Origin of the sequence: Sphingobium lactosutens DS20, assembly GCF_000445105.1 — a bacterium.
GTDB classification, from domain to species: Bacteria; Pseudomonadota; Alphaproteobacteria; order Sphingomonadales; family Sphingomonadaceae; genus Sphingobium; species Sphingobium lactosutens.
Window position 1 is genome coordinate 30,272 of the sequence record NZ_ATDP01000079.1, and the last position, 13,663, is coordinate 43,934.

Sequence of the window (13,663 nt, forward strand, 5' to 3'; positions counted from 1 at the left end):
ATGGGCCAGGAGCTTATGACGCCCGCGCAGATTGCGGATATTTGCGACGGCCGAGACAAGGCCATAGCCCTTTGGCTCGGCCTCTATGACACCTACCATGCAACCCGCGACGAGGCGGCGCGCCTGACCCTTGGCGGCCCACTATCGCTGTCATGTGGCCGCGACTGGACCGAGGACACGTTGACTCGCGCTTTCATCCAGTCGCAGCCTATCGACCAGCGCGACAAGGAGACGGGAGCGCGCCAGACCATCGACGCACGCGACAATTTCGAGCGCGTCTTGACGCACACGATGGACCGCCGGTGCTGGGCGGCCCTCATGGAGCAGCTGGGTTTCGACCAGCTGCTAGACCAGCAGGCCCGAAAGGAGTTTCATGACGGCTTGCGCGATGATCCCGTGCCGTTCACGCCCGACAACTGCGCCGCGACTTTCGGAAATATCTGGACCAACCGGCGCGACCTCTATTTGCGCGGCATCGCCAACGTCTTCGCCAAGCTGGATCGCCGCTTTCGCTCGCACAACGGTTTCAAGATCGGCGCGCGTCTCATCATCGACCGCGCCTTGAACGAATGGGGATCATGGGACCGATACGAGCGCCGCGACACGTTGCGGGACGTGGAGCGCGTCTTTCTGGAACTGGACGAAAAGCCCCCTGTTTCAGAGGGCCACAGCATCGCCTCACAAGTTGCCGATGCTGCGCGCGTGCGCGGATCGCTGCCAACGGTGATCGAGGGCGACTATTTCCGAGTTCGCGTCTTCAAGAATGGCAATCTGCACATATGGTTCGAGCGTGACGACCTTTTGCAGAGTGTGAATCTGTTGCTCGCGGAATATTACGGCGAGGCTATCGGTGACGGCTATGAGACGACCGAGGCAGAAGCGGCCCCGGCCTATCATATCACGCCCGCCAAGAATTTCGGCGCGTTCATGACTTCTCCGGAGATCGCCGCCCAGGTCATCGAACATGCGAGAATCAGCAAAGGCCAGCGCGTTCTAGAGCCTAGCGCGGGAAAGGCCGCGCTCGCTTCGGCCGCACGCAACGCCGGTGCCGATGTAACTTGCGTGGAGCTGCAACCCGGCTTCGCCCATGAGCTACGGGTAATCCATGGCTTTGCCGATGCGATCGAGGGCGACTTTCTCGCACTGGACCCGGCCCATTATGCACCGTTCGACGCAGTGATAATGAACCCGCCTTTTGATCGAGGCCGCGACTGTGACCATGTGCGCCATGCCCTCGCCTTTCTCAAACCGGGAGGCGTGCTGGTGGCGATCATGAGCGCGCGGGCAGAGTATGGCGAGGATCAGCGCCACAAGGCGCTACACCGCATGATCGCCGGTTGCGAGGCGATCTATTTTCACGGTCGTAAATGGATCGACCTTCCCCCCGGTTCTTTCGCCCACGCTGGAACCAACGTGAACACCGTTTTGCTTGCGATCCGCAAGCCGGGTTGATCGGTGCAGGCGGTGGCAGCTGCCACCGCCTGTCCTGGCGCAGATTGAGGCGGCAAGCCGCCGCGCTGATCTGGCGCGTTTTGGGGCCTGTTCCTGCCCCCTGCCGCAAGGGCTAGACCGTCTCCGCCGCTGCGCGGCTCCGCTTGGCGATCAGGCGGGTTTCCCCGCCCTTCCTTCGCTACGCTCCGTGCAGGACGGGTGATCCCCCTCCCCCCTGATCGGCCCCGTTTGCGGCATTCCCCGGCCCAGCGTCGCCCGCTTTCGGCAGAAGTCGATGACCCGTCATCGCCTTCGGCTCAATTAGGAAGGGAAAGCCCATGAAAATCCGTATCTACCGCCAGACCGAGCAGGACTTTGACCGGATCGAGATCGAGGGCGCGACCTTTGAAACCATCGTCAACCGGGCAGCGGTCGAGGGGTTTCAATGCAGCGGTTACAACAGCAATCCGAGCCAGCGGCTTGAGTTGCAGGGCGCACCGAAATTCAAGGGCATTTGCGGTCCTATGTGGGATGGCGATGCGATCCGCTACGAATGCAGCGCCACCTATGCGGAGTTGAGCGCATGAGCGCTGCCCCCGCGATCCGCACGGCGCAGGCCGACGAGCTGGGCGACCAGATCATTGCCGCAGGCTTCGCGACAAGCGGCTTTCTGCTGGACATTAACGGGGCGCTTGATGTGCCCCGCGACTTTCCCCTTTCCGCACCGTGGAATCTGCCGTCGCGCCTGTTCCAATTCCCCATCGAGGTTATCCGCGCAGAGCAGGACGAGCCGCGCAAGATCGGCCTTCGCCATCCTTTGCTTGCCGCCCATCCTTTCGTGCAGCACGTCGAGCGCGCGCTAGGGATCGAGATCGCCCGCGATGGCGTGACGAACCGCCACGGCTACAGCAACCGCGCTCATTCGCTCTGGCATCATGCGGTGGACCTTATCAGCGCCGGGAAATGGCGCGAATTGCTCGAAACGCAGGAGTTCACCGAACCACGCAACATCTTCAAGGCCGTTGCCTATGGCCTTCGCTACTCGCACCATGAGGACAAGAGGGCGAGCGGTCATATCAACACCGCCGAGGCCCGCCAGATCATGCGCGCGATGGATGCCACCGAGCCGACCGACCGCGCCGCGCTGATCCTAAGCCTTTCCGCCCCGTCCCCGTGCAAGCAAGACCGCAGCGCCGAATATTGGGCGATCAACGCTCACGGCATCTGCGCCGAGGATGAGGCATGGGCCTTCATCGTCGGGATCGAGGACGGTTGGTTTTCCTATGACCGTGCCGGTTTCCTGCAATGGTCCCCCAAGGGCCGCGACCGCTACGCCGCAGGCGATAGCGCCAGCTTCACCGAGGCGAGCGGCCAGACCGCTTTCGCCTTTTGAGGGGATCGAGCATGGCGCGCCATTGCATCCGAGAACCCCGCTACGTTCCCCCGGTGCAACGCATCGGGGAACAACCCGACCTGTTCGGAGGCCCGACCCTTTCCCATGTTGCCGAGCGCAAGGGACCACCGAAAGGCTGGCAGCGCCAGTTGCAGAAATGGGGCCGCTGCACCGTCATTGCTGATCTTGAGTCCGCCCCTTTGCCTGCCATCAACCCGGCCCCGTCCCCGGCTCCGGTTTTCCTTGTCGCTTGCGTTGCCGCGAAGCTGGACCGCCCCGCCCCGGCTCGCGATCTTTACGCATCGCCATGGTTTCGGAAGGCTCGCGCCTATGTCGAACGGCAGGAAGGGCAATGGTTCATCCTGTCCGCAAAGCATGGCCTGATCGCGCCGGAAACCGTGATCGCGCCTTATGACGAGACGCTAGGCGCGATGAAGGCAAGCGCGCGCCGCCTTTGGGGCGTGCGCGTGATCGAGGCGATGGCCGATCAGATTGATGCCGCCGCGCCGCTGATCGTTCTCGCAGGCCGGCACTATCGCGATCCTTTGTGGCCGCAAATCGAGCGGCGCGCATCCGCGCCGATGGAAGGGCTTGGAATCGGCCAGCAACTCGCTTGGCTCGCTCAAAAATGGTGATGGAGTGCAGCTTGCCGTCAGGCGGTTTGAGACCGTAAATCGACCTGTGACTATGGACGCCCCCAAAGAACCCTTGTGGACGCAAGATCAGGCCATTGCCTATGAGGCAGCGCTTGAGGCGATCAATGACGTGATCGCCGGTTACAGCGAACAAATCGCACTGGAACAGGACCGTCAGAAGCCAGATGCAGCGCGTATCTCGTGGCTTGAAATGCGGACGGATCATGCGTCCGCAACCAGCCATGCCCTTACCGTCACCGATGATGAGAATGTCCGGCAAGCACTGCTGGAATACAGCGCCATGGTGCGGGCGAGGGAAGCCCCAAGGTAGCGGTCTGCCCTTCGGGCAGGCGTTGATTTGTTAAATCCCCCCGTCAGTGTCTTCCTAGCATGAGGGACGCACCAGGCCGCATCAAGGATCGGCGGTCCCCCCAATTTGCTACGCAAATCGGCTCCCCCACCGCCCGCTAGCGCGGCCGCTTCGCGGTCCCTGACCCGACCCGGCGCGACCCTCCCCTTGGCCTTGCCAATTCCGGCAACAAGGAGGTTGTTATGTCTCATCGTCTGTTCGCCCAGCTGGCTTTCGAGCGCGCGCTTGGAAATGCTGCGATCGACGCCCTGAGAAATGCGGTCAACGATAAGGACCATTTTGAGGCCGAAAGCATGTGGCCGAAAGATCCGATGTTCATCGGCAAAACGAGCGCCGACATTGAGGCTGTGTCCGACGAGCTGGCGCAGATCATTGCGGATCGCATCAATGATGTGCTGGACGGTCCCGGCATCCGCAACATTGAGCGCGGCGAGTGTTTCGACCCGCAGCTTGTCGCCCTTGTCCTTGAGGCCAAGGCGAAGCGCGGTCAGTCCGGCTGACGCCGGAGGGGCGGGCATGGCCCGCCCCTTTTCGCCCGTTGGGCAAAACCGATGATCTCGGTGCTACATGGAGCGGGGGGCGGGGCATCGAACCCCGCCCCCCGCAATCTCTTCTCTCTGTGTGTCGAGGCATTTTGGCATGGGTGCGCGCCAGCTTTCAAGGATCGGCGGTTCCCCCAATTTGCTGCGCAAATCGGCTCCCCCACCGCCCGCTGACGCGGCCGCTTCGCGGTCCCTGACAGCCGGCGCCGGTGCCCATGCCGGGTGTCTCCCGTCACCAACGAGAAGGAGAACCGGATGCACATCAAATTGTTTAGAGCACTGAAAGCGGCTAATCTGTCCGACGACGCCGCAGCGGAAGTTGTAGAGGCTATTGAGGAGTATATCGCCGTGAAGGTTCAGGAGGCGAACAAGGGAATCGAAAGCAAGCTGACGGCACAAACTTGGGTCATCGGCAGCGTCGGTTTCGTCCTCGCAGTCATCGGCCTTGCGCCCGCTTTCATCAAACTGTTCCAGTAAGACAAAGGGAGGCTTCGGCCTCCCTTATGGGATGGCCCGCCCCTTTTCCCCGGCATCAGGTATGATGCCGGGGCTTGAAAAGGAAAGGAGCGGACCGATGTCTATTGTTATCCTTGGCGTTGATTTGGGCAAGAATGCCTGCAGTGTCGTAGGCGTTGATGCAGCAGGCGCTGTCATCGTGCGTAAGTCGATGCGCCGACAGACACTTATCGATTACGTGACCAAGCTTCCGGCTTGCGTGATTGCAATGGAGGCGTGCTGTGGTGCCCACAACCTTGGTCGCCTTTTCGCCGCGCAGGGGCACGAAATCAGATTGATGTCGCCGGAGTACGTACGCCCGTATGTCAAAGCGCAGAAGAATGATGATCGTGATGCGGAGGGGATTGCCGAGGCCGCCTCGCGCCCGACTATGCGCTTCGTCGAACTCAAGACTCAGGAGCAGTTGGACATCCAGACCCTCCACCGCGTCAGGTCCCGCCTGGTAGCCGAGCGCACAAACCTTATCAACCAACTGCGGGCGATCCTCCTGGAGCGGGGGACCATTTTTCCGGCCGGCCGGCGCAAGCTGGAGTTGGGCATTGATGCCATGCTGGCCGCCGAAGATACGGCCCTATCACCACGCTTGAAGCAACTGGTGGGTGAACTGCGCGCCGAATGGCACGAACTTGATACCAAGGTCGAGGCACTGAACGGCGAGTTTGTCGAACTGGCTCGCAATGATGCAGCTGCCCGGCGGCTCACGTCCATCCCCGGCATCGGCACGTTGAACGCAACCGCTTTGATTGCAGCCGTGGGCGATGCCAGCAGCTTTGCCAAAGCGCGAGACTTGGGTGCTTGGCTCGGCTTGGTACCCAGGCAACATACTACCGGCGGCAAGCCCCGGCTGCTCGGCATCTCCAAGCGTGGCAACACCTATTTGCGCACTTTGCTCATCCATGGCGCCCGGGCAGCATTACCGTCACTGGCGCGCAGCGAAACCCCGCTGGGACGTTGGTTGACAGGAATGATCGAGCGAGGAGTTCATCGCAACGCAATCGTCGTCGCATTGGCTAATAAACTGGCGCGGATCGCTTGGGCAGCCCTTCGCAAAGAAGTGAGCTTCGAACGCGGCTATCCAGCAGCGGCATAACGGATCGGCTGCGTGCTTCTGCGCGCGTAGCCCAACGATGTTTGCAGGAAGGATCGTGAAGATGGCCTGACAGTCGATCGGCGTCTGGAAAGCCCGGGCAAAAAAATGGCACCTGTTGCCGGTTCCCTTATTGTGGCTCCAGACGTGCGGATGTCCATCTTGGCCACGGGATGCTCCCGTGAGACCGCATACGTTGACGCAGACTGATCAGAACACCGTAAAATCCTACTTGCAAACGGGGCGGGCCATACGTTTTTTTGCCGAACCGCCCGATTGTCAGGAGGCGCAAATTGATCGACTTCGCACAAGCACGGTTGGATATGTTCGAGAGCGGTGTATTCGGCCAGGGCAATGCTTTCTGGCGCTGGATCGCCACGGTCGAGGCGCGGCCCTATCTGGCCGCTTTCGCTGCCGATCGAGCACCTCCCAGCGAACGCGAGTTTTTCGCGGTCGATCTTGCCGCAGAGGATCTACTTGATTCCGATCACCTGGCCGAGCTGGCCCAGCAGATCGAGGCGACGCACGGGGGGCGCCATACGCGCCAGGGTTAGCCGCGAGCAGCTTTGCGCTGTTGCTCCGCTACGTCGCGGATCATAGCTGCCCAGCATCCCAAAATCATGCCCTCTTCATTATCGACTTCGCTTGTCGCGACCGCATAGATACCCAGCAAGTTTGCGACCTCTTCCGTCTCGACAATGCCTTGGCGCGCAAGCAGGGTGGCAAAGATCGAGAGCGCTCCACCCATTGCCCGCACCAGTGGCGCATCTTGTGGCAGACGGTCAAATTCGGGGGGCGGGTTACTGGACATAGATCATTCCAATCAAAAAAAGCGACAGCCTTTCAGGACTGATCGTCTGAAATGCTATCCTCTGCCAATAATTCGACAACCGATAATCTGAAAACACCGGCAAGGCTCTCCAAGGTATCAAGCGTGGGATTGCCTTGTCCCCGAACCATGTATGAAATATGCGACGCCGCAACGCCCGAGCGTTCGGACAACTCCCCTTGAGTTATGCCTAGCTTCTTTAGTTCGCGCGCAATGTTGGCCCCGAGCTGGGTCATCAACGGCGATGTTCGTTTCAGGTATATGGTTGGCATCGTGTTCGCGTCCTTCTCGCTAGGCGCAGAATGTCGGCACAGGCAGCATGGCGCAATAGGGTTGCTCAAGCAACTAATTGTGCCATGGCTTTCGCGCCTAGCGCAGATGGTATAGATTGTGCGCCATATTTGGACGAGCGAGGTTCAAACCCTGCATGGACGGTCAGGACGACGCGATGAAATCGGCCATGGAGCTGTTCGCAGCTCGGCTTGCAAAGCGCGATGTAGAGAGGCCGATCACCGACCATCGAACCGTCGAGCGGTTGATCGCGATGCTGGAACCGCATGAGCAACAGGTTGTCCGCTTGCGGATCGGGCTTGGCCCCTCTCCCGCGCTCACTCTTGCCGCGACTGCAAAGATCGTCGGTGTGTCGCCAAGCCGCATCGGCCAAATCGAGGACAAGGCATTCCGAAGGATCAGATGGGTCTGCAACAACATAGACATTCACGATCGTTCGGCGCTGGATGCTTTGATCGCGCGCAGGCGTGATGAAGCGGCTGAGGCCGAGCGGATCAGGAAACGCGATGCCTTGCAAAAGGCGCTAGATCAGGAGCGGAAGCGCAAAGCCAAGCAAGACCGGGACGAGGTCAGGCGAGCGAAGGCGCGCGATTCCGCTTGGAACCGCAAACTACGCGTGGCGCAGGCTGAGCTTGATCGGATGAGATCCGACGCTCAGTTTTTTGCCGAACAGATCGCTCAAATCGAGCAGCGCGCTAATTGGCTGAGGGCAATTTTGCCGCGCGACCGCCAATTGGCGGCGCTGCGCGAACAGGCCGATGAAATCCGCGATGCGATCGCGAGCGCAGAAGCCAGCATATCCAACATGCTGGCCTCGCCCCCGGATGGTCCCCAGCTAGGCAAGGAAGCTTCAACAAACGATGGCCACTGATATTGAGCCGTCCCCCGCCTTCGCGCCGCAGATCGGCCGCGTTTATTTGCGCGTCAGCACCGATGCACAGGACTTACGCCGACAGGATGCCATCGTAGCCGAGGCGAAGGCAGCGGGCTATTATGTCGCGGCAGTCTATCGGGAGAAGGCATCGGGTGCCCGTGCCGACCGCCCCGAGTTGCTGCGTATGATTGCCGATCTTCAACCCGGTGAAGTGGTGATTGCCGAGAAGATTGACCGGATTAGTCGTCTTCCCTTGGCCGAGGCCGAGCAGCTGGTTGAGACAATTCGTGCGCGAGGCGCGCGACTTGCCATTCCCGGCGTCGTGGACCTGTCCGACCTCGCGGCCGACGCCGAGGGCATCGCCCGCATCGTGCTCGAATCTGTTCAGGCGATGCTCTTGAAGATCGCCCTGCAGATGGCTCACGACGATTACACCGATCGCCGCGAGCGACAGCGCCAAGGTATCGCCTTGGCAAAGGCCGCAGGGCGCAGCGGAGGGCGCAAAGGCGATCGGGCAACGCACGCCCGCATTGTGGCATTGCGCGAAGCGGGCAAGAGCATTGCCAAAACGGCAGAGCTGGCCGATTGCGACCGCAGCACCGTCAAGCGGGTGTGGGCGGCCCATCGTGCCGCCCAGGTGCAAGAACCCAGCCCTCAGCGAAATCATCGTGAGCGGAACCGCTGATTGCCCTTTCTGTTCGGCTTCAAGCCGGTGGCAGCTGCCACCGGCAGTCCCCTGCTCGCGTCAACGGACTGCCAGCTACGGAAAGAGCGGCGGAGCCGCGACAGGGTTTTCCAATCCCCGCCGTGCCGATCGAGCGCAGCGACCTATGGGTGCCAATGGCCAGTGGCAGCTGCCACCGCCGCCAGTCCAAATTGCTGCATCTACTCGGGCCGTTTCCTTTGGGCGTTGCTGTCTGACGGATACGAACTCCACATCGCCACTAATGCGGGCAAGCAGAAAACCGGCCTTCGGCCTTGGGTTTCCGCAAGCGGACCCTCCCATTTTCAGCTTGCCCGCGTAGCTCAGCTCCGCCGCAAAAAATCCGTCAGCAACGCTTATCCAAAGGAGACTACCATGCAGAACATCGCTGAATTTCGGATCATCGGCCGCGTTGGCAGTGTCGATACGACCGATAAAGTCACCCATGTTTCCGTCGCCGCGAACTACAACCGCAAGGATGGCGATGAATGGAAGACCGATACGCACTGGAACCGCGTGACGTTCTTCCGCCAGCTGGCAGAGCGCGCCGCTGACTTGGGCAAGGGCGACCTGGTTCACATCACCGGACGGGTCCGCCAGAACAGCTACGAGAGCAATGGCGAAACCCGCTACTCGGTGGACCTGATCGCTGAGGGGCTGGGTATCTTGGTTCGGGGCGGGGCTGACTAAGCCCCCCCCCTTTCACCTAAAACGGGCGGCCTGGTGGCCGCCCTTTTTTGTGGACAATGCTTTTCACAGACCCTAACAAGAATAGGGTTTAACTACGTGAGGCATGTGTGGCAGCCAAACTGTTCAATCGTGTAGCGAGCTTGCGCGTCGCTTCCGGACTTACGCAATCCGAGCTGGCAGCGAGGATTCAAGTCTCCCCTGAAACAGTCGCGGCCATCGAGAACGGCAGACAGGACGCCACTTTGCTGACGGCGCTACGTATGTCGCGTGCCCTGCGAACCGAGGTGCCGAACATCTTCAGGGAGCAGCCTTTCCCTAAGCTGATCGGCTCCGAGCGAGGCGAGAGCCGAACAGCTTAGGAGGCCGCTATGCGCCGTGAGATTGCCAGCAAACTTCGGCGCGCAGCCAGCGTGCTACGGACTGTCATGCTTTGGGCATCGCTTGCCCTGTGGCTTGCGATCGCGGCAACCGCGCTGATCGTCGTCCTTGCAGTCGGACTCGCGGCCTATTTCGCTTTTGGCTGGCTAGGAGTGGGAGCCGTCGCCGTCTTCGTGCTGATCGTTTTCTTCGGCAAAGACCCACCAACCGAACAGACCGGCCCGCGCCGCAAGGGCAAGGGCCTCAACCTGAACGACGATCCGAACCCATGGTATATGCAGTCGCAGTATCGCTTCGGATCGGGAAACAGCGCCGCTCATAACCGCTGGCACAAGTAGCCCGTGGCGCAGCCATTGAAGGGATTCTCAATGCGAACAATCGTAGTGACCAATGAGCGCGGCGGCATCGGCAAGACCACGCTTACCTGTCATATTGCGTGGCATCTGGCCGAGCAGGGCAAGCGTGTCGTGGTCCTGGACCTGGACAAGCAATGCCACAGTGCCGGGATGCTGAAAGCCGAGTTCGAGCAGATCGGCCCGGTTCAGTCGATTCTTGACTTCGACCCGAACGAAGAACCTCCGGCGCTGGCCTGTTTCAAGAACACACGGCAGATCGTCGAGTTGACGACTGACAGCCCGCAGCAAGGCCAGCACATCGGCGCTTATGTCCGCGCCATTCGTGCCGGCCTTGCCAAGCACTACGACTACTGCGTGATCGACACTGCGCCCGCGTGGGATGGCCGGAACCTCATGGCGCTGATTGCGTCCGATTATGTCGCGGTCCCACTGGACCCCGACAAAACCGCGCGTCAGTCGCTCAACGAAATCTCGCAAAGCATCAGCCTTGCAAACAAGGTGCGCGGGGAGGGTAACGCGACCCGGTTCGGGATCGTGTTCAACCGCGTTCAGACAACGAGCGAAGTTTCAAAAATGCTGATGGACCGCATTGGGCAGGCGCTTCCTGCCAATGTGGTGCCGCACACCATTCCGCACCGCGAGCACATGCGCGAGGCGGCTTTACTCGAAATTCCCGTTTGGCGCTTGGCAAAGGACACGCGGCGTAGCGCGCCGATCGTGCGCGAAGTCGTCTCCTACATTGTCGATCAAGCTGAGAGGGAAGCCGCATGAGCAAGGCAGCTGTCAAACCGGCGAAGAAGAGCTTTGCCGACTTCGATATGGACGCGATGGACTTTTCGGCCGTCCCCGCGAATACCGAGTTCAAGGCAGCTGGACGGTTTCAGCGCCTTCCGCTCGATGACATTGATCCAGACCCCACGCAGGTTCGCCGGGAGTTCGACCAGGCCGAGATTGATGCACTGGCCGCAACCATCAAGGACCGCGGCTTGCTGCAACCCATCGTTGTCGCGCCAACATCGAACGGTCGCTACATCATCCGCTACGGAGAGCGGCGCTATCGCGCGTGCCGCCAGCTTGGTTTCGACCAGATCGACACCGTTCTGGATCAGGCGGACGCCGAGCGCGATATTGGCCTCGACCAGTTTCTTGAGAACGAGCAACGCCAAGCCCTAAGTCTGGCTGAGCGCGTCAGTTTCATCGCGAGCCGCGTCAGTGACACGCTCTCGACAAAGGATCTAGCCGCGCGCATCGCCAAGCCGCATTCGGAAGTGAAGCGGCTCTACTCGCTGCGCACCTTGCCCGAGGACATTCTTGCCGCGTTGAAGAATTGTTCTCCGCGTGCCGCCGTCGCGATCAAACACGCGATCGAGCTGGACGAGCAGGCCACGCGCAATTTCGTGGCAGCAAACGAAAATCCGACAGCCGCCGCCTGTGAGCAGTTTCTTGCTACGCTCCAAGGCAGCCCCGAGGAAGAGACCGCGCAGGCCGGTGCCGCTAAAGCGATCGACGATCCAGCGTCGCCCCAAGAATCGCGCGCCTTGGTGGCAGCTGCTACCAGTGCGACGGACGATCGTCGGGAGCGGCCTGAACTGGACGCTCACGACGACGAGCGGGAAGGGGAGGGGGCCGTGCTTGCCGATCCTTCCGATCACAAGCCGCGCGCCCCCCGTCAGCCGAAAGAGGCTACCGACGCACCGGCTATCATCATTCAGGGCCGTCGCGGGATTGTTCTAAGTGGCCAGGTCACGGTTCGGTTCGACGGCGAGGCCGCGCCCCAAACCTTCGACTTCTGATAGCTTTTACCGTCCACGTTCTCTCAGCATCGAGGCGACGTGGAATTTAGAGCGGTGGCAGTTGCCACCGCTTTTTGTTTGTGGGGTAGGTATCTACTGTATGGCAGGATAAGCCTTGCGGCGGCTAATGTTAACCGATACGCTCAATCCTATCGGATCGCGCTTCACGGTTGGGAGATACCTACCCCACATGGAAAAGACGCTGGGCTTCAAGATCGAGGCAACCAAGCTCGCAAAGATTGACGCGCTTGCGCAGACGAGGGGAGGGCGCGGCCCCTTCATGCGTCAACTGGTTGACGCCGTGCTCCGGCAGTCCGGGGCGGCCAGCGAGGCCGCACCTCTTGTTGACCGCGAGGCCGCTGGCGAGCATCGCCTTTATCTTCGGCCGACCGAAACCGAACTGGCCGTGATCCGCCATCGCGCAAAAGAGCGCCGCATGACCCCGGCGACCTGGGCCATGGCTCTTGTGCGGCGACACATCGGCATTGCCGCGCCTGTCGATCGCGAATTGCGCGAAGAGCTGTTGAATTGCCGTCAGGCGTTGCAGCGCATTGGGCGCAACGTGAATCAGATCGCCCGAGCCGCTAACAAGATGGCGCTGGCGGACAATGCAGCGGAGATCGCCGGCGAGCTGCAAAAGGTCAACGACCTGCGCGCGGCGATCGGCGCGGCCGTCGAAGGTATCGGCGCCGCTACGAAAGCTGACCTGTCCTATTGGGAGGTTTCCAGTGAGCGACTTTGATAGCAGCTTTGAGGCGGGACAGCTTGCCGCGCTGTTCAAACCAAAGCTGACCAGCGACCCGAACAGGCGCGGGGCCGATATGTTGCTGCGCTCGCTGAGTTCGAGGCGGGCAGGCCAGGGCGGGAGCACGCGGGCGCGGCTTGCTCGCGTTGTCAGCCGTGCCCCGGAGGTCATGGTCAAGGTTACGGGCAGGCCGAAGGGCAAGAACCACGCGGCTGCGCATTTCGACTATATCGGCCGGAAAGGCGATGTGCCGCTTGAAACGCGTGATGGCGACATACTGACTGACAAGGAAGCTCGGGCGGAGCTGGCGCGCGATTGGGGCGATCCTGTCTATTGGCGTGACAATTCTACCGTAGCCGCCGTGAGCATGGTTTTTTCGATGCCGGCAGGGACAGACCCCGACAAGGTTCTTTCAGCGGTGCGCGAGGTCGCGCGCAGCGAGATCGGGCATGAGTGGGATTACGTCCTGGCGCTGCATACGGACACACCGCGGCCCCACGTGCATGTGACGGTTGCCGCGCGCGGCGACACAGGGCAACGCTTCAACCCGCGACCTCAAACGCTGCATCATTACCGGGAGCGCTTTGCAGAGGAATTGCGGGCGAGGGGGGTTACTGCCGAGGCAACGCCTCGCGCAGCGCGTGGTGTCGGCCGAGCCGGTCAGAGCATGGCCCTGAATCGGATGAGGCAGCGCTACATGGCCGGCACCGCACCTGCGCCGTTTGCCAATCAGAAGATCACTGCGGCCGCGCGAGACCAGCTGGCGGGGCGGTCCACCGCTCCGGATTTCGTGGTGCGCGGGCGGCAGGCATGGAATGAGACGCAACACCGCTATCTAGCCGCCGCCAAGCGCCTTGAGGCAAGCAGCGATCCAGCTGACCGCCAGCTTGCCGACCAGGTGCGGCAATTTGTGGGGGCAGGGCGAACGCCTACAATTCATGAGCGATCGGTAGCCGCGATGGAGCGGAAGCGGCAGAGCGAACGATCTAGGAACCGCGATCGTTCGCGGGAAGGGCCAGGACGATAGTTA

20 protein-coding genes and 1 pseudogene are annotated in these 13,663 nt (G+C 61.3%); 19 read left to right on the plus strand and 2 right to left on the minus strand.

From position 1 onward, the window contains the following. The 9 genes from RLDS_RS37565 (at position 1) to RLDS_RS37605 (ending at position 6,528) form a co-directional block, all read left to right on the plus strand. Entirely contained in the window at positions 1 to 1,452 is a 1,452-nt protein-coding gene (locus tag RLDS_RS37565; protein ID WP_230463538.1) for a DUF4942 domain-containing protein, read from the plus strand. Positions 1,453 to 1,769: 317 nt separating this feature from the next. Beyond that, a complete protein-coding gene (locus RLDS_RS37570) occupies positions 1,770 to 2,018 on the plus strand; it encodes a hypothetical protein (protein WP_013054021.1) in 249 nt (82 codons plus the stop codon). Then, positions 2,015 to 2,824, plus strand: a complete 810-nt coding sequence (locus RLDS_RS37575) for a hypothetical protein (RefSeq protein ID WP_013054022.1) — start codon at positions 2,015 to 2,017, stop codon at positions 2,822 to 2,824. The genes RLDS_RS37570 and RLDS_RS37575 overlap by 4 nt, the downstream gene beginning before the upstream one ends. An 11-nt stretch (positions 2,825 to 2,835) precedes the next feature. Next, positions 2,836 to 3,459, plus strand: a complete 624-nt coding sequence (locus RLDS_RS37580; RefSeq protein ID WP_013054023.1) for a DUF6884 domain-containing protein — start codon at positions 2,836 to 2,838, stop codon at positions 3,457 to 3,459. A 73-nt stretch (positions 3,460 to 3,532) separates the two neighbouring features. After that, positions 3,533 to 3,790 carry a hypothetical protein gene (locus RLDS_RS37585; RefSeq protein ID WP_020819824.1) on the plus strand — a complete coding sequence of 86 codons (258 nt, stop codon included), beginning with the start codon at positions 3,533 to 3,535 and terminating at the stop codon, positions 3,788 to 3,790. 221 nt (positions 3,791 to 4,011) lie between these two features. Next, a complete protein-coding gene (locus tag RLDS_RS37590; protein WP_020819825.1) occupies positions 4,012 to 4,329 on the plus strand; it encodes a hypothetical protein in 318 nt (105 codons plus the stop codon). Positions 4,330 to 4,626: 297 nt separating this feature from the next. Further along, positions 4,627 to 4,848 carry a hypothetical protein gene (locus tag RLDS_RS37595; RefSeq protein ID WP_004213291.1) on the plus strand — a complete coding sequence of 74 codons (222 nt, stop codon included), beginning with the start codon at positions 4,627 to 4,629 and terminating at the stop codon, positions 4,846 to 4,848. A 97-nt stretch (positions 4,849 to 4,945) separates the two neighbouring features. Further along, the gene (locus tag RLDS_RS37600) at positions 4,946 to 5,977 is read left to right on the plus strand and encodes an IS110 family RNA-guided transposase (RefSeq protein ID WP_020818605.1); all 1,032 of its coding nucleotides are present in this window, start codon (positions 4,946 to 4,948) and stop codon (positions 5,975 to 5,977) included. Between the two features lie 290 nt (positions 5,978 to 6,267). Continuing rightward, complete coding sequence (locus tag RLDS_RS37605; protein WP_021225591.1) at positions 6,268 to 6,528, plus strand: hypothetical protein; 261 nt, start codon at positions 6,268 to 6,270, stop codon at positions 6,526 to 6,528. Here RLDS_RS37605 and RLDS_RS37610 read toward each other — a convergent pair. Next, on the minus strand, positions 6,525 to 6,785 hold the full coding sequence (locus RLDS_RS37610) for a hypothetical protein (RefSeq protein WP_230463539.1): 261 nt from the start codon (positions 6,783 to 6,785) through the stop codon (positions 6,525 to 6,527). The genes RLDS_RS37605 and RLDS_RS37610 overlap by 4 nt on opposite strands. Positions 6,786 to 6,817: 32 nt before the next feature. Further along, positions 6,818 to 7,075: a helix-turn-helix domain-containing protein gene (locus RLDS_RS37615; protein ID WP_013054029.1), complete on the minus strand. Its 258-nt coding sequence runs from the start codon at positions 7,073 to 7,075 to the stop codon at positions 6,818 to 6,820. A 272-nt stretch (positions 7,076 to 7,347) separates the two neighbouring features. Between RLDS_RS37615 and RLDS_RS56935 the strand changes: the two are divergent. From RLDS_RS56935 to RLDS_RS37660, 10 genes and pseudogenes are all read left to right on the plus strand, one after another. Further along, positions 7,348 to 7,437: pseudogene (locus RLDS_RS56935) on the plus strand (sigma factor-like helix-turn-helix DNA-binding protein); the annotation flags it as partial. A 108-nt stretch (positions 7,438 to 7,545) separates the two neighbouring features. Next, on the plus strand, positions 7,546 to 7,965 hold the full coding sequence (locus tag RLDS_RS56940) for a hypothetical protein (protein ID WP_236616835.1): 420 nt from the start codon (positions 7,546 to 7,548) through the stop codon (positions 7,963 to 7,965). After that, entirely contained in the window at positions 7,955 to 8,653 is a 699-nt protein-coding gene (locus tag RLDS_RS37625; protein ID WP_004213279.1) for a recombinase family protein, read from the plus strand. Before RLDS_RS56940 ends, RLDS_RS37625 begins: the two co-directional genes overlap by 11 nt. 393 nt (positions 8,654 to 9,046) lie before the next feature. After that, positions 9,047 to 9,361, plus strand: coding sequence for a single-stranded DNA-binding protein (locus RLDS_RS37630; protein WP_004213277.1), 315 nt, complete (start codon positions 9,047 to 9,049; stop codon positions 9,359 to 9,361). Positions 9,362 to 9,468: 107 nt separating this feature from the next. Next, complete coding sequence (locus RLDS_RS37635) at positions 9,469 to 9,720, plus strand: helix-turn-helix transcriptional regulator (RefSeq protein WP_007016081.1); 252 nt, start codon at positions 9,469 to 9,471, stop codon at positions 9,718 to 9,720. 9 nt (positions 9,721 to 9,729) lie between these two features. Beyond that, entirely contained in the window at positions 9,730 to 10,077 is a 348-nt protein-coding gene (locus RLDS_RS37640; protein ID WP_004213276.1) for a hypothetical protein, read from the plus strand. A 30-nt stretch (positions 10,078 to 10,107) separates the two neighbouring features. Continuing rightward, positions 10,108 to 10,866, plus strand: coding sequence for a ParA family protein (locus RLDS_RS37645; protein WP_004213275.1), 759 nt, complete (start codon positions 10,108 to 10,110; stop codon positions 10,864 to 10,866). Between the two features lie 47 nt (positions 10,867 to 10,913). Continuing rightward, complete coding sequence (locus RLDS_RS37650) at positions 10,914 to 11,888, plus strand: ParB/RepB/Spo0J family partition protein (RefSeq protein WP_236616834.1); 975 nt, start codon at positions 10,914 to 10,916, stop codon at positions 11,886 to 11,888. Between the two features lie 190 nt (positions 11,889 to 12,078). Further along, positions 12,079 to 12,630: a plasmid mobilization relaxosome protein MobC gene (gene mobC, locus RLDS_RS37655; protein ID WP_004213273.1), complete on the plus strand. Its 552-nt coding sequence runs from the start codon at positions 12,079 to 12,081 to the stop codon at positions 12,628 to 12,630. Next, positions 12,617 to 13,660, plus strand: a complete 1,044-nt coding sequence (locus tag RLDS_RS37660) for a relaxase/mobilization nuclease domain-containing protein (protein WP_021225592.1) — start codon at positions 12,617 to 12,619, stop codon at positions 13,658 to 13,660. Before mobC ends, RLDS_RS37660 begins: the two co-directional genes overlap by 14 nt. Positions 13,661 to 13,663 lie beyond the last annotated feature (3 nt).

Coding starts and splice junctions, on each gene's coding strand:
- RLDS_RS37565 (WP_230463538.1), top strand. CDS start 1: ATGGGCCAGGAGCTTATGACGCCCGCGCAGATTGCGGATATTTGCGAC.
- RLDS_RS37570 (WP_013054021.1), top strand. CDS start 1,770: ATGAAAATCCGTATCTACCGCCAGACCGAGCAGGACTTTGACCGGATC.
- RLDS_RS37575 (WP_013054022.1), top strand. CDS start 2,015: ATGAGCGCTGCCCCCGCGATCCGCACGGCGCAGGCCGACGAGCTGGGC.
- RLDS_RS37580 (WP_013054023.1), top strand. CDS start 2,836: ATGGCGCGCCATTGCATCCGAGAACCCCGCTACGTTCCCCCGGTGCAA.
- RLDS_RS37590 (WP_020819825.1), top strand. CDS start 4,012: ATGTCTCATCGTCTGTTCGCCCAGCTGGCTTTCGAGCGCGCGCTTGGA.
- RLDS_RS37595 (WP_004213291.1), top strand. CDS start 4,627: ATGCACATCAAATTGTTTAGAGCACTGAAAGCGGCTAATCTGTCCGAC.
- RLDS_RS37600 (WP_020818605.1), top strand. CDS start 4,946: ATGTCTATTGTTATCCTTGGCGTTGATTTGGGCAAGAATGCCTGCAGT.
- RLDS_RS37610 (WP_230463539.1), bottom strand. CDS start 6,785: ATGTCCAGTAACCCGCCCCCCGAATTTGACCGTCTGCCACAAGATGCG.
- RLDS_RS37615 (WP_013054029.1), bottom strand. CDS start 7,075: ATGCCAACCATATACCTGAAACGAACATCGCCGTTGATGACCCAGCTC.
- RLDS_RS37625 (WP_004213279.1), top strand. CDS start 7,955: ATGGCCACTGATATTGAGCCGTCCCCCGCCTTCGCGCCGCAGATCGGC.
- RLDS_RS37630 (WP_004213277.1), top strand. CDS start 9,047: ATGCAGAACATCGCTGAATTTCGGATCATCGGCCGCGTTGGCAGTGTC.
- RLDS_RS37640 (WP_004213276.1), top strand. CDS start 9,730: ATGCGCCGTGAGATTGCCAGCAAACTTCGGCGCGCAGCCAGCGTGCTA.
- RLDS_RS37645 (WP_004213275.1), top strand. CDS start 10,108: ATGCGAACAATCGTAGTGACCAATGAGCGCGGCGGCATCGGCAAGACC.
- RLDS_RS37650 (WP_236616834.1), top strand. CDS start 10,914: ATGGACGCGATGGACTTTTCGGCCGTCCCCGCGAATACCGAGTTCAAG.
- mobC (WP_004213273.1), top strand. CDS start 12,079: ATGGAAAAGACGCTGGGCTTCAAGATCGAGGCAACCAAGCTCGCAAAG.